Raw genomic sequence first — 15065 nt, 5'->3', positions numbered from 1 at the left:
ACTTGGTATATTAGTTAAGTTGCGGTTCTCAACGAGTTAGAGGGAGCATACCTCCATGGCAGAAGGACAAGAGCTCCTGTTACGCAAGGATCTTGAGCGAGTCGTCGATCGCCTGCATCAAGAGCGTACCCACGTGGCCCCCTATCAGGAGGATTACCGCCGACTGCTGGACAACCATGGCAAGATGATCCGCGCTGCCTTGGTGATCCTCTTTGCAAGAGCCGGCACAGGCGCCGACGGACGCTTGGACGATACTGTCATCACTGGCGCTGCCGCTATCGAGATGCTTCATCTGGCCACGCTGGTCCATGACGACGTTCTGGATAATGCATCCATCCGCCGCAACAAACCCACGGTCCACACCATACGAGGAAACAAGACCGCCATATATTTGGGGGATCTGATCCTCTCGCGCTACATGGAGATCATGGCCTCCATCGCTCCCGACACGGACTTTATCCGCGAGCAGGCCGGTACGGTCTGCGAAATCGTCGGAGGCGAGCTCTACCAGGAGTCCGACCGCCATCATACCCATATCACTGTGGACGATTACAACAGAGCCATCTCGGGCAAGACTGCAGCCCTCTTCCGCCTGTCATGTCTGACCGGGATCCGCCTTGATGGCCAGTCAACGGACCCGGCACTGGAGCGTACTGCCAGAGACTTCGGCAGCAATCTGGGCATGGCCTTCCAGATCATTGATGACATCAACGATTTCGATCTGGATCGAGACACCGGCAAGCCCAAGCTGGAGGATATCCGCGACGGAATCTACACGCTGCCGGTTCTGCTGGGATTCCAAGAAGATGAGAACTTCAGAGCCTTGGTTCAGCAGGACGATTCCGACCAGGTAGTTGACTACTTCAGAGCCCATCCCCAGCTGATGGAGAGCAGTCGGCAAATCGCCAAGGACTATCTGCTACACGCGGCAGACAGCTTGGTGGAGTCCCCCATGGACCGGAGCCTGCGTGAGCTGTTGCAGCGAATTACGGCCAAGCTGATCGCTCAGGTCTGACCAAAAGCGTTGTAACCCCAACCTGTGTGGTCAAACCAAAATAGGCGAGTCCAGTCCGGTATCAGACGTTCGCCGAACATCCTTCACAATATGCACTTCATGCTCGGGATCGCTGGCCGGTGCTGACAGCAATGCCCGATGACAGCTAATCCCCCGCCCCAAACCATAAGGTTCGAAGCGGGGGATTAACCGAAGGGCAAGGAAAGCTTTAAGCCAGTCGACCTTCAGGCCAAGGCCACCCTGGCCGGTGCGCCGTGCACCTTGTCCGTCTGCGGCTCATTGCCCTCATCCGGCTTATAGAAGGGCCCTTGGTGAAGAGTCCGCCTGGTGTAGAAGACCATGACACCGCCCAGAACCAGGAAGAGCAGGAAGTACACGATGCAGGTGAAGAGCAGGTTTGGCACAGTGCTAGTGGGCGAAACTCCATCGGCAATGGTCTGGAAACCATAGACCAGCCATGGATAGCGTCCCAGCTCAGTCACCAGCCAGCCGCTGGTCGTTGCCGCGAAGGGTGCAAAGGTGAAGATACCCATGATCCAAAGCTTCCAGCGCGAAGTGTACAGGGTGTTCTTCTTCTTACGCGTGAACCAAAGCACCAATGCCGATATCAGCGCGAAGGAGAACCCGATCCCGACCATCAGACGGAAGACCCAGAATAGGGTGGTGACCGGCACGTAGTAGTTCATGTCCTTGCCGTATTTGGCATCATACTTCTCGTGCAGCTCCTTATTAATGGTATTCATACCCTTGACAGCACCGGTGCTCTTACCGTAAGCCAGCATCGACATGGCACCAGGAATCTCGACCGACCCGTCGACCTTGTGATCCTTCTCGTTGATCAGGGCCACAGCCGTCCAGGGAGCAGGATCGCCAGTATCCTCGTAAATGCCTTCAGTAGCAGCCAGCTTCATGGGCTGATCGGTCACGATGTACTTGCCCTGCAGATCACCATAGGTAATCACGCAGAGGGATCCGATAAGCCCAACCAAGGCGGCCAGACGCATGGACTTGGTGAACAGGTTTACCTTGGCCTGCTTCTCTGAATCAGCCTCAACGACAGCTACGGCCTTATTCTTGTTGCCCAGATGCATCCTCAGAAGACTGAAGGCGCTGCAGCCCATGACCACAAAGGCCCCTGTGCAGACAGCAGCGAAGAAGACGTGGGGAAACTCGATCCAGAGCTGAGGGTTGGATATGACAGCTCCAAAATTAGTCAGACGCACATGGCCGGTAGTTTGGCTGATCTCGAAGCCAACCGGGTGCTGCATGAAGCTGTTGGCAGCCAGAATCCAGATAGCCGACAGAGTCGAACCGAGGAAAGTCAGCCAAATGAAAGATGCATGCACAGCCGGCTTGAACCGGTTCCAAGTGAACATCCACACGCCGATGAAAGTAGATTCCAGGAAGAACGTAACCAGAGCCTCAATGGCCAGCGGGGCGCCAAAGATGTCACCCATGAATCTGGAATAGTTGGACCAGTTCATGCCGAACTGGAACTCCTGGATGAGGCCGGTGACCACGCCGACCGCAAAGGAAAGCAGGAAGATCTTGGACCAGAATATGGTCATCTTCTTGTAGACATCCTTCTTGGTCACCACATAGACGGTCTCCATGATCGCGACCGCAAGGGCCAGACCAATGCTCATGGGGACATAAAAGAAGTGGAATATCGTCGTCATGGCGAACTGGAATCTAGACAATCCCAATACAGTGAACATCGTTCCTCCCAATCTCTGCAGTGGTCCATCGGACGTGGGCGCGCGGACCGGACCCTGGTGGATTCAGATATGACCAGGCTTGTGCCCACAGGAACCTTTCGGCTCTCCCTGACCTCGCGACCCGGACGTTTCTCCGAGCCCCGACTTCCATACCATCAAATTCACAAACTGACGGCATGCACTGACCTGCCGAAAAGCCAACCACTCGGATCGGCGACCCGACAACCGTGCAAAATCCATTGCTCACAGAAACAGCCTGATGATCATTCAACAGGATTTCGTCCATCTGAATCTGACTGCCTCTCTGAGTATATCCCTCCAAAGGTATCCTTGTCCACGTCAGAGACGTCCATTCGATAAAGTTCACGAAAACGAGCATTGCCATGGTACAAGTCGACGGGTCGGCCCTGCATGGCTATATGGCCATCCTGCATAAAGATGATCTGGTCGGCTTCCTCAAGTCCCTGCAAGTGGTGGGTGACCCAAAGAAGGGTGCGATCCTGGCTGACTTTGAAGATCATGGACATAAGTCGACGCTCGGTTATAGGATCCAGACCGATGGTCGGCTCGTCCAGAAGAATGATCGGGGTGCGTTTGAGCACGATTCTGGCCAGTGCCAGACGCTGACGCTGGCCGCCCGAAAGACGCCCTCCGGCCTCATCCACCGGCGTGTCGATCCCCTGGGGCATGTCTGCCACAACCTCATCCAGCTGTACAGCTTTCAAGGCCTGGCGAACCTGATCATCATCGGCTTGAGGGGCACCCAGACGCACGTTAGAGGCAATCGTAGTGTTGAAGAGGAAGGCCTGCTGGTTCAAATAGCCGAAAAGCTCCGGACGCTGATCCTGCAGTGCCTCGACAGGCATTCCGTTGATCAGAATGCGACCACTGGTCGGACGCAGGTCGCCTAGGAGCAGCTGCAGGACTGTTGTCTTGCCCTCCCCGCTGGGGCCAAGCAAGGCCACGCGCTGCCCACCCTCGATCCGCAGGCTGAAATCATTGAGCAACAAGGGGTCGTCAGGCCCATACGAGAAGCTGACATGGTCGAAAACAATTGACTTGATCGGCCCCTCCAGTCTGGTCTGCGCAGTCGGTGCAATCTGACGAGACTCGACCCGCTCGGTCAAACTATTCAGGTGGTCCAACGAGTCTGTATAAAGGGGAACCTCAGCTACAGCCTGGGAGACCACGATGAAACAGTCAACCAGAGGGAAAACCGCCAGGACCACGGCTGCCGCAAAGTCCGCAATGGATTCGGAGCTGGTCATACGCAGATCCGCCCCAACGATCAGAGCCACCACCATAAGAGCGAAAATCATCTGGATGCCACAATTGCGCCAGCGCTCGAACCGCTTCTGCTGTTTGCGGCCTTTGGCGATGTCGCTGAAATCTTCGGCCGCCGTGTCCATGAAGCGTCGACGACGGTGGGTGATCACCCAGTCTCCCAGACCCATGTAGCTCTCGGTCACTGCGGTGTACTGATCCTGCCGCCGTGCCTTCTCCATATCGTAGCGTCCGTCTGAATAAGCCAGCGATACCAGCGGAACCAGGATCAGGATCAGAGCAAAAAGCAGGAAGAGCAGGAGTGATGTCAGCCAGGAGAAGACGCCTACGGCGATGGTGACCACCAACCACATCATATAGGCTACGACCGTGGGGAAGATGGTGCGCAGATAGAAGTTCTCCAGATGGTCCAGGTCGTCCGAGAGCATGCCCAGAACCGTGCCTGTACGCTCATGCTCGTTCAGAAAGGCCGCATCCCTTGAGAGGGTGCGGTAGAGCTGAACGCGCAGCTTGGAGACCACCCGGAGCACCCAGTCATGGCTTTTGATGCGCTCCAAGTACTTGAATGTGGGCCGTCCAATGCCGAAGGCCCTGGTCAGGACCACTGGAACATAGACGGCGAAGATGTTGTAGGGGTGCCGGGCAGACCTGCTGATCAGAAAGCCCGATGTGAACATCAGTCCAGCCGCACAAACGAAGGTAATGGTCCCCAGGAAGAAGATCAGAACAAGCAGCCCCTTGTTCTGGCGAAGGTAGGGCCAGAACCAATGGTCCCGGTGCCAGATATGCATGTAGCCCGACAGTCCGCGGCCGCGGCGGGACGTCTTTGACGATCCCCTGCCGTCTCTTCCGACGGTTTCAGTCCTGCTGGTAGTCGGCAATCTGGTTCCCTCCCATCTCATTGATCAGAGTATCCAAAGGTCCGCCATGGCCTATCAGCTCGTGGGGGTCGCCTTGGGTCACGATTCGTCCGTCCTCCAGCATGATCACCCAGTCCATGTTGGCCAGCCAATGCAGCCGGTGGGTGGCCAGGACGACCAGGTGCCCTTCCATGATGGGCAGCAGGGTCTGCTTCAGGTCATATTCCGTCTCGATGTCCAGGTGGGCGGTGGGTTCATCGAAGAACAGCACTTCGCGTGAAGGGTCCAGAATGCCCCTGGCCAAAGCGATCCGCTGGGCCTGGCCGCCGCTGATGCCGCGGTTGCCTTCGCCGATTCGGGTGTCCAGACCGTCAGGCAATGTTCGAAGCCAGTCGGTCAGCCCAGCCCGGTCAGCTGCCCGTGCCACTGCGGCATCGTCTGCATCCTGCTTGTAGAAGCGAATGTTGTCGGCCACACTGCCGTGGAAGATGAAGGGGTTCTGAGGAATGTAGCTGATGTGCCTCTGCCAGGCAGCCACATTGCAGTGCTCTAGCTTGTAACCATCTAGGTCAATGGTGCCAGCTTTAGGCTGATCGAAGCCGGCCAACAGATCCATCAACGTAGACTTGCCGGCTCCCGAACGGCCAACAACAGCCACCTTGGAAAAACCATTCAGATCGAAGTCCAATCCATGCAGGGCTAAAGGCTGTTCTTCCGGTTCGCCTTCTGCCTTGCTTATGCGGGAATCCGAGACAGTCTCGACCTCAGTGCCTTGCGATGATGGAGAACCAGACACAACCGAGACCGATTTCCCATTACCGTCATGAGCCTTGGCTGTCTTTGACTTGCTATTCTTCTTGCTGGTCTTTTGATTCTCGGACTTAGCCATGGCATCCATCTGGGCCCCAGCTGAAGCATTGCTTTCCACCGGCTTGGGGCCGGGATAGGCGAAGTCGATTCCTTCCAGACGCAGGTGGCTGTCTTTCTTCCACCCGGGCCAGTCTAGTTTCTCCAAGCGCCTGGTCTCAGGCTGTGCCAGCATAGCCACGATGTCATCCAAGGCATTCTTGCCGTTGAGGGTAGCGTGGAAGTCATCTCCGAACTGGCGGATGGGCATAAAGTACTCAGGAGCCAGGATCAGAGCTAGCAGAGCAGGAAAGAGTTCCACCTTGCCATTGATCAGATTATTGCCCAGGAAGACTGCCATGATGGCAATGGCCAAGGTGGCGAAAAAGTCCAGGGCAAAGGTGGAGGTCATGGCGACTCTGATTACGCTCATGGTCCTCTTGCGGAAGCGATCCGAGACCGAATAGATCTCGTCCTCGTATTCCTTGTCGATGCCCAGCATTTTCAGAGTTGGCAAACCCAGGACCGTATCCATGAACCTGGTGTTGAGCTTGCGGAACTGGGCATACTGTCGACTGGAGCGGTCTCTGGCGGCCAGCCCCAGTATGACCATAAAGAAAATAAGCAGGGGCAGCATGAACAGGAGAATGAAGCCGGAGGTCACATCCTGTGTCCAGACCGCAACCAGGACGATCAAGGGGATGAAAAGGAGGTCCATCATTTTTGGCAGAACAGTCAACACGTAGGTGCGGACCTCATCAAGTCCATCCACCAGCATGGTGACAGCGGAGCCTGTGCCACGCTGGGCCAGAGCAGAGGGCCCTAGCGTGAAGACCTTGTCTTGGATGCGCGGTCGCAACTCAGCCACAATGGCATCAGCCCGGTCAGTAGCCAGACGATCCTTGGCCACATCACAGAGCTGTCGACAGGTATAGGCTGCCAAGAAGATCAGTACTGGCACCACCAGCACCTTCAGGTTATGAAGCTTCCAAATGTGCACCAAGGCCAGGGTCAGCCCATAGGCCTGAGCCACCACACCGATGCCCTGGACCAGGGACAGGGCAGCCAGCAGGCCCAGGGTGAACCGGATACCGTCGAAACGGAAGAGACTCTTGTCGATCAATGCATCATCCTCTGGATACGCTCAGATCCTGCCAGCACTGTCCCTTGCCCCCTTTTAGATTTTCAGATGGTCTCAGCCACAGTGGCCGAAGAAGCCACAGGTGAGGTCAGATGGATGCCATCGGTGTCCAGCCGCTTGCGCTGGATGAAGTAGCTCCAGATGAAGTAGGCCAGCATAATGGGCAGGAAGATGCAGAGCACTACAGTCATGATCTTCATGGTCAACGGAGAGGCCGAGGCATCCTGGATCAGCAGGCTGTGGGCCGGGTCGTCAGCGATCATCACGCGCGGGAAGAGCCCATTGAAAATAAAGGCGATGATAGCCATCAAGGTGATGCCTGAGCAAGTGAAGGCATAGCCGTCGCGCTTCTTGAAGTCGGCAACATGGCCTCCTATGACCGATGCCAGGATAATCACAGTGATCAGCCAGGTAGACAGGGGGCGGGCCTTATAGAAATCAGTGTTGAAGATGGCGAGAAGCACAAAGACAACCAGGGCAGGATACGCGATCCAGTAGGCCTTCTCACTGACGTTGAGCATCCGCCGAGATTCCACAGCCCCAAACTTCAGGCTCAGGAAGTGCAGGCCATGAACGAAGCTGAAGAAGACGACTGCTATGCCGCCGACCACAGACAGCCAGTTGAAGACGTCGAAGAACCCGGGCCAGGCATTACCGTCCTTGTCCATGGGAATGCCCTGGATCAGGCTGGTCAGCATCATGCCCAGGAAGAAGGGCGCAAAGAGGGAGCCAATGAAGTTGGCCCACTGCCAGACGCCGCGTTCACGGCTGGTCAGCGCATGGGAGGCGAATTCGAAGGAGATGCCACGCAGGATCAGAGAGACCAGCACCAGCGAGAGCAGAATGTAATACCCCGAGAAGAGAGAAGCATACCAAAGCGGGAAAGCTGCGAACATACCGCCGCCGGCGGTGACCAACCAGACCTCATTGCCGTCCCAGTGGGGGCCAATGGCCCTCATGAAAGTGGCACGCTCGTCACCGTCGCGAGCCACAAATCTGGTGGCCATGCCAACGCCGAAGTCGAATCCTTCCAACAGAAGGAACCCTGCAAAAAGCAGGCCAATGATGAAGAACCAGAAACCTTGTAGGAAACTCATGCTAATACCACTCTCCTCTCGCTCCTGCCGATCCGCATGCTGGCACGGGGATCTCCACAAACCTGGCGGGGGCCATAGTCGGCCACGATTTCCGCCAGGATGAGGAAGAGCAGGAGGTAGTCAATATAATGTTAATGAACACTGGGCCAAGAGCCATCGTGGACAAGAATGAGCCGATCCGAGGCAAAAGAGGGACGGACATGCTTCCCATCACAGAACGATGCTGCAACATCTCCATGACATGAGCCATGTCCGTCCTCCTTCCCCTAATCGCCTTGCCCATTGCGTCCCCTTGCAACAGCGGTTCAGTTGCTCTCCAACATGGTACGCACATCGGCCAATTCCAGAACCGATCGCTCGTTGACAATCCACTTCAGAGCCGAAACAACCTTGCCCTTGAGCTTCAGCGTACCCATTCGGTCGATTTCGGCAACCCCGTCATGGGGACCGAGAGAGCACACGGTCCCCAGGCTTCGGAAGGTGAACCGCTCGGGCTCCTGCCCCCGCAGTCTGGCAAGGACATTCGCGGCTGCGGTATTAGCCTGGGCCATCGAAATCTGTGCAGTAGTGGGGTAGAGCCGACCCGATTGGGGGTCGGGAACGGCGCTGACATCACCCACCAGAAACTCCTCTGGATGCTGTTCCACCGACAAGTCATCCCTGACCACTACACGGTTACGCTTCTGATTATACCCGGAGTCGGCAATAACGTGGCTGCCGCGCACACCCGTTGTCCAAATGATCGTATGGGCCTTAAACTCCTGATCATTGGAGACAACGGCATCTTCCCTGACCTCGGTAATAGGAGTCGAGGTGTGGAAGGCAACTCCCCGCTTGCGCAGGTAATCCACAGCCCAGTCGACCAGATCCTTGCTGAACATAGGCAGAATCTTGGGCGAGGCCTCTATGCAATCCACTTTGACCTGATCCATGGGGAAGCCCAGACGCTTGGATAGCTGAGGCAGCCGATAGACCAGCTCGCCCAGGTATTCGATGCTGGTGAAGCCTGCGCCGCAGACCGCAATGCTCAGATCCAGCGGATCATGGCTGGTCTGGTAGCGGGCCAGCGTCTGCTCCAGTTTTTTGCGGGCCGCCAGGGCAGTATCCACATCAATAATGGGCCACCCGTACTCGTCGGCTCCCTTGATGCCGAAGGTCTCGGACTCGAAGCCCAGGGCATTGATCAAGTAATCATAGGAAAGGGGGTCATGATGCTCCAGGCTGACCCGGCGGTTGTCCTGATCGATGCCAACCACCTTGTCGACGATCAGCTCCACCGAATCAGGCAGGGCCTTGCGCAAGTCGAAGACTATGTCCGCCGGCTCCTTGGTCCCCGCCGCCACCTGATGCAACTGGGTGGACTCGTAGTGGTATTCATTCTGATTGACCAGGACTATACGGGCATCAGTCTTTGCGCGAACCAGCTTCTTGACCGCGCGAAGACCCGCATAACCAGCTCCCAACACCATGATTGTCGTCATAATCACACACCTTTACCGAAAAAATCGTACAATGATTCCTATACCGGGTGATGTCGCCCGATCAACCGATGATTGGGTCCACCACTCAAGCTTCTATGCTCAAAATAGCAGATTCCATCATCGGAAACTCTGACATAGCAGTCTGCCGGGCCTCCTCTTTCTGTTTGCTTGCTCACACCACGGGCAATTCCATTGGACGCATCCAGCCGCCGCTTTGCAAACCGGAAGCATTCCTAGGAGCTATAATAATCCGTAAACGGAAAGGAGCGGAACACCGTGTCGGTGTTCCGCTCCTCGAAACTTTATGTCTCTATCGCTGGGGTACCTGGACTCGAACCAAGAATGGATGAACCAGAATCACCTGTGTTGCCAATTACACCATACCCCAATTGGCTCTGCGACAATTGCTTGGACGATTGCCACATGTCGTACCCCCGACCGGATTTGGACCGGTGTTGGCGCCGTGAGAGGGCGTAGTCCTAGACCGCTAGACGACGGGGGCTTCACTTTTCGCCGCGTACGAACCCGGTTCAGCAGGTCAGTAGCACAACAAAAAAGAAATATACCCGATCAGAGGTTTTGGCGCAAGTTGGTCATCCTTCGGAGTGTTGTATCCTTGCCCAGGATCTCCAGAGACTCGAACAGGGGCGGCGAGACCCGCCTTCCTGAGACCGCCACCCTGACCGGGCCGAAGGCCAGACGAGGCTTGTAGCCGCCCTCCTCCACCAGCGCCTGAGTGAGCAGATCGTGCAGGTGGTCGGTCTTCCAATCCTGGTCGGGCACACCCTGCAGAGCGACAATAGCCAGGTCCAGGACCTGTCCGGCGGAGTCCTTGAGCTGCTTGCGGGCATCCGACTCAGGTTCCAGATACTCCTCCTGGCTGAGCAGACTGCCAACCATGCCGGAAACCTCGCCCAGCAGGCGCACACGAGGCTGGACCAGAGGGGCGGCAGCGGCCAGAATTCGCTGCTCCCGATCGCTCAGGTCCTGCCAGCGTTCAGCGCTCACCAGCCCGTCGCGCTTGAGGTAGGGCAGGGATCGGTTCAGAAAGTCCTGCGGCTCCAGCATGCGGATGTGTTCGGCGTTGATGGCTACGGCCTTGTCGAGGTCGAAGTGAGCCGGATTGGCCTTGACATCGCGAATATCGAAGTGCTCGATCATCTCGTCCATGGAGAAGACATCACGGTCCGGGCCGATGGACCAGCCCAGCAGAGCCAGATAGTTCAGCAGTCCTTCAGGAATGAAGCCATGCTCCCGATGTAGGAAGAGGTTGGATTCAGGGTCGCGTTTGGACAGCTTCTTCTTACCCTGGCCCATGACGTAGGGCAGGTGCCCGAACAGGGGCATGGCTCGGGCTATGCCCAGCTTCATCAGGTACCGATAGAGGACGATCTGCCGGGGAGTGGAGCTGAGCAGATCCTCGCCACGTAGAACTACATTGATGCGCATCAGAGCATCGTCCACCGGGTTGGTCAGGGTGTAGAGGGGATCGCCGTTGGGACGCACGATCACGTAATCAGGTACGGATCCGGCCTTGAACTCGATGCGCCCACGGATCAGATCGCTGAAGGCGATGTCCTCGTCGGGCATTCGGATGCGCAGGGCGGGGCGCCTGCCTTGCTCGCGGAAAGCCTGCCGCTGCTCCTTGCTCAGGTCGCGGTCATAGCCGTCATAGCCGAAAGCGGCCGGACGACCGGCGGCCAGGTTGCGCTCCTTGATCTCCTCAGCAGTGGAGTAAGACTCATAGGCATAGCCGGCATCCACCAGCTGTCGGGCCACATCACGGTAGATATCGCCGCGCTGGGACTGCCGGTAGGGGCCATCCGGACCGCCCACTTCGACCCCCTCGTCCCAGTCAAGCCCCAGCCACTTGAGAGCATCCAAAATCTGCTGATAGCTCTCCTCGCTGTCGCGCTGTGCATCGGTGTCCTCGATGCGGAAGACGAAGGTGCCATGCGAGTGCCGGGCCTGGGCCCAATTGAAGAGGGCTGTGCGGACCATGCCCACATGGGGGGTGCCGGTCGGCGAAGGGCAGAAGCGGACCCTCAGGTCCTTGGGCAGGTCTGGTTTAGCGTCGTGATCATGCTCATCAGTCATGACACCCATTGTGCCCCGGCAAGGCGACGTTGGCCAAGACAGAGCAGGGGCCGGCATTAGCCTCGCTGCTGCTCCTGCTGTCGGTCCTTGCTGTAGGTCTCCGGAATGAACCTGGTCTGGTCGTGCAGCTTGGGCCAGATGACCACTTGGCCCTGCTCCAAAGAACGTGGCACGTCGATGATCCGCTGGTTGTCCGAGCCTCGGAACTGAAGCAGGCTGTTCTTCCGATTCTCCAAGTAACGTCCGTCCACCAGCACGTCAAGATAGGAGATCAGCTGGGCTTTGTCCGGAGTCTCCCCCGGCCGGTTCAGCTCTTCCCAGGTGTAGCCGGTCCAGCACCAGATATCCTTCTCGTGGCCGAACTCACGTCGGATCCGCTCCGAAAGGCCGAGCAGCATGGGTGTGTTGAGCAAGGGCTCCCCGCCCAGATAGGTGATGCCCTGCACATAGGACAGCGACAGGTCCTTGATGATGCGGTCCTCAAGCTGCCGGGTATAGGGATGTCCGGCACTGAAATCCCAGATGGATGAGTTATAGCACCCCTGGCAACGGAAGGGGCAGCCGCTGACGTATAGGGAGCAACGGATGCCTTCGCCATCGGTCATGACCAGTCGCTTGTAGTCCGCCACGATTCCCCGACTAAGCCGACGTCCGTCCCACTGTCCTGCCTTGGGATTGATGGTCAGCCCAGAGGGGACTCCTGGACCGCGCCCCTGCTCATCAGCCGCGAAGTCACGGTGACCGCCTGTCTTCCTCATGGCCCCCTGTTTGTCCGTCATACGGTCCTCCTCATGACAATGGCGGGCCGCAAACTGCCCGGCCCGCCATTGGTTGCGTCTTTTCAGAGCCTACTCGGCCTTATCGTCGAACCACTCCTTGGTGGATCCGTCCTTGAGGACCACGTGGCCGGTCTCGCCCTCCATGTGCTTGACACGGTGGGCGATCTCCTCATGCCTGCCGTGGACCATGGGCCGCTGAACGGGATTGCCCAGGTAACCGCAGGTGCGCTTAGTCACGTTGCACTTATCGGGGTCGTCGTTGCCGCACTCGGGGCACTTGAAGCCCTCCTCAGTGGGCTCGAAATCACCCTCATAGCCGCAGACGAAGCAATGATCGATAGGGGTGTTGGTGCCCAGGTAGCCGATGCCGATGTCGTAGGCATAGTCCCAGACCGCCTCCAGGGCCTTGGGGTTCTGCTGCATCGAGGGGAACTCGCAGTAGTTGATGAACCCGCCCGAAGCCAGGTAGGGGAAGTCCCGCTCGTAGCTGAGCTTCTCCATGGGCGTAGGCCGCAGCCAGACCGGGTAATGGAAGCTGTTGGTATAGAAGTCGTGGTCAGTCACACCGTCGACTACGCCGAACTTCTCCTTGTCCATGCGAGCAAAGCGATCAGTCAGCGACTCGGCCGGCGTGGAGTAGACCGAATAGTGGTATCCCTCGGCCTTCTCCCACTGCTTGCAGAGCTGGTTCATCCTGCGCACGATGCTCAGCGCGAATTCCTTGCCATCCGGATCCCAGCTATGGTCCTTCATCCAGTCCTTGCCGTAAAAGACGCTGGTGGCCTCGTAAAGGCCGATGTATCCCAGCGAAACAGTGGCGCGGCTGTTGCGGAAGAGGGTGTCCACGCTGTCAGTCGGCTTCAGCCTGCCGAAGGCGCCGTACTGATAGAGAGTCGGGGCGTTGATGGGCGTGGCCTGCTTGCAGCGCATGATGCGGAACTGCAGAGCATGGTGAGCCACCTCCATACGCTGGTCGAAGATCTTCCAGAAGCGATCCTTGTCCCCGCGGGACTCCAGAGCAATGCGCGGGATATTGACTGTGACGACGCCCAGATTCATGCGGCCGTCCTCTTCGTCCTCGCCCGTCTCGGGGTTGGTCCAACCCTGCAGGAAGGATCGGCAGCCCATGGGGGCCTTGAAGGAGCCGGTGATCTTGACCAGGTTCTCGTAGAAGACCACGTCAGGATACATGCGCTTAGTCGAGCACTCCAGCGCCAGCTGCTTCATGTCGTAGTTGGGATCGCCCTCGTCTGCGTTCAGACCATGCTTGATGGTGAAGACCAGCTTGGGGAAGATGGCGGTGTGGCGATCCTTGCCCAGTCCGCGGATGCGAATCAGGAAGATGGCCCGCTGAATCTCCCGGGCGAACCAGGAGGTGCCCAGACCGAAGCCAACGGTGACGAAGGGCGTCTGCCCGTTGCTGACACGGTTGGAGTTGATCTGGTACTCCATGGTCTGCATGGCATCGTATATGTTCTTGCGGGTCAGGATCTTGGCATAGACCTGACGCAGGCGAACGATCTGCGGAGCATCCAGATCGAAGGGGGCATCCTCGCCAATGGGGGCGCGATCGTCCAGGTGCAGCCAGTCAGCCTCCCGAGCCTTGAGGCCGCGGACGACATCCTTGGCCACGTCGATGGGCTCCTCGTCCGGCAGAACGGCCTCAGCCATGGAATAGTTCTTCTTGTAGTCCAGACGGGCGTACTTGTCCAGCATTTCGTCGCAGCGGTTGACGGTCTGGCCGCCGTACTGGGAACCTGCGATGTCCTTGATGATCTGGGTGATCTGTGTGGCGGCCGTGCCGATGGACTTGGGCGAGTCCATCATGGCGTTGCCCAGCTCGAAGCCATGAGCCAGCATATCGCCGAAGTCAGGCAGGGAGCAGTTCGTCTCGGCCGTAAAGGGCGAGTAGTCCGCATCATGGAAGTGAATATCGCCCTTCATGTGGGCGTTGGAGACATCCTTGGGCAGCATGGCGAAGGCCGAGGCCTTGGAGACCGCTCCGGCCAGCAGGTCGCGCTGAGTGGCGTAGACGTTGGCATCCTTGTTGGCGTTCTCACGCACCAAGGTCTCGTCCTTGCTGGTCAGGCGGTGAACAGCCTCGTTGACATCAGTGGCCTTGGCACGCTGAATGTCGCGGTCAAGACGGTAGGAGGTATAGGAGCGCGCGATCTCGTAAAGATGGGCATTGACCAGGGCATGCTCGACCAGGGTCTGGATGTCTTCGATCTTGACCGGGTTGGTGTAGCGATCGGTGATCTCGGACTGAACGGTCAGGGCCATACCACGGATCTGCTGGCGATCCTCGGGGCTGACCTTGTGCTTGACATCCTTGAAGGCGGCTTCGATGGCGTTCATGATGTTGACGGGATCAAAATCGACGATCCGGCCGTCGCGCTTCTCAACCAGAATGCCTTCGACAGCATCGCGATCCGAAATGCCACGCTCCTTCACGGGATCGGTCATGACCTCAGTATCCATCGTCACTCCTCAATACCTCATACGATTGCTCATGTGCAGTTGCTTTGGCGTTCCTAAATTCCAAACCAGGAACAGCGAATCACATGGGTGTCATTATTGCTGACACGACTCACTCTATCACGCCACGACCACCATATGTAGTGCCCAAGGATGATTGGTCACCTATATTTAGTAATTCTCATATTTTATGAACAGAGTCACCGATTGGAGGGTCTGGACAAGGGCGCCAAATGGCCGAAAGGTCGGCAGAGATCATTTACAGGGAC

The 15065-nt window shown here is 57.5% G+C and carries 9 protein-coding genes and 2 tRNA genes; 1 reads left to right on the top strand and 10 read right to left on the bottom strand.

The features are described 5' to 3' along the window. Positions 1 to 55: 55 nt before the first annotated feature. Entirely contained in the window at positions 56 to 1015 is a 960-nt protein-coding gene (locus DKK75_RS01215) for a polyprenyl synthetase family protein (RefSeq protein ID WP_110451641.1), read from the top strand. 224 nt (positions 1016 to 1239) lie between these two features. Here DKK75_RS01215 and DKK75_RS01210 read toward each other — a convergent pair whose 3' ends face one another. The 10 genes from DKK75_RS01210 to nrdD all read right to left on the bottom strand — a co-directional run bounded on the left by DKK75_RS01210 (position 1240) and on the right by nrdD (position 14784). Beyond that, positions 1240 to 2733 carry a cytochrome ubiquinol oxidase subunit I gene (locus DKK75_RS01210; RefSeq protein ID WP_110451640.1) on the bottom strand — a complete coding sequence of 498 codons (1494 nt, stop codon included), beginning with the start codon at positions 2731 to 2733 and terminating at the stop codon, positions 1240 to 1242. Between the two features lie 263 nt (positions 2734 to 2996). Further along, positions 2997 to 4808, bottom strand: coding sequence for a thiol reductant ABC exporter subunit CydC (gene cydC, locus DKK75_RS01205; protein WP_110451639.1), 1812 nt, complete (start codon positions 4806 to 4808; stop codon positions 2997 to 2999). A gap of 67 nt (positions 4809 to 4875) precedes the next feature. Next, positions 4876 to 6846 carry an ABC transporter ATP-binding protein/permease gene (locus tag DKK75_RS01200; protein ID WP_258333100.1) on the bottom strand — a complete coding sequence of 657 codons (1971 nt, stop codon included), beginning with the start codon at positions 6844 to 6846 and terminating at the stop codon, positions 4876 to 4878. Positions 6847 to 6908: 62 nt separating this feature from the next. Next, entirely contained in the window at positions 6909 to 7961 is a 1053-nt protein-coding gene (cydB, locus tag DKK75_RS01195) for a cytochrome d ubiquinol oxidase subunit II (RefSeq protein WP_110451638.1), read from the bottom strand. 305 nt (positions 7962 to 8266) lie between these two features. After that, the gene (locus DKK75_RS01185; RefSeq protein WP_110451636.1) at positions 8267 to 9442 is read right to left on the bottom strand and encodes an NAD(P)/FAD-dependent oxidoreductase; all 1176 of its coding nucleotides are present in this window, start codon (positions 9440 to 9442) and stop codon (positions 8267 to 8269) included. Positions 9443 to 9758: 316 nt separating this feature from the next. Next, a tRNA-Gln gene (locus DKK75_RS01180) sits at positions 9759 to 9830 on the bottom strand. Positions 9831 to 9871: 41 nt separating this feature from the next. Beyond that, positions 9872 to 9944 (bottom strand) — tRNA-Glu (locus tag DKK75_RS01175). Between the two features lie 68 nt (positions 9945 to 10012). Then, entirely contained in the window at positions 10013 to 11539 is a 1527-nt protein-coding gene (gene gltX, locus DKK75_RS01170; protein ID WP_110451635.1) for a glutamate--tRNA ligase, read from the bottom strand. 56 nt (positions 11540 to 11595) lie between these two features. Next, the gene (gene nrdG / locus DKK75_RS01165; RefSeq protein WP_110451634.1) at positions 11596 to 12318 is read right to left on the bottom strand and encodes an anaerobic ribonucleoside-triphosphate reductase activating protein; all 723 of its coding nucleotides are present in this window, start codon (positions 12316 to 12318) and stop codon (positions 11596 to 11598) included. Positions 12319 to 12387: 69 nt separating this feature from the next. Next, a complete protein-coding gene (gene nrdD, locus DKK75_RS01160) occupies positions 12388 to 14784 on the bottom strand; it encodes an anaerobic ribonucleoside-triphosphate reductase (RefSeq protein ID WP_110451779.1) in 2397 nt (798 codons plus the stop codon). Positions 14785 to 15065 lie beyond the last annotated feature (281 nt).

This window comes from Bifidobacterium asteroides, from assembly GCF_003202695.1.
GTDB lineage: Bacteria > Actinomycetota > Actinomycetes > Actinomycetales > Bifidobacteriaceae > Bombiscardovia > Bombiscardovia asteroides_G.
The sequence above is the reverse complement of the archived record's forward strand: the minus strand, read 5'-3'. Positions and strand labels throughout refer to the sequence as shown.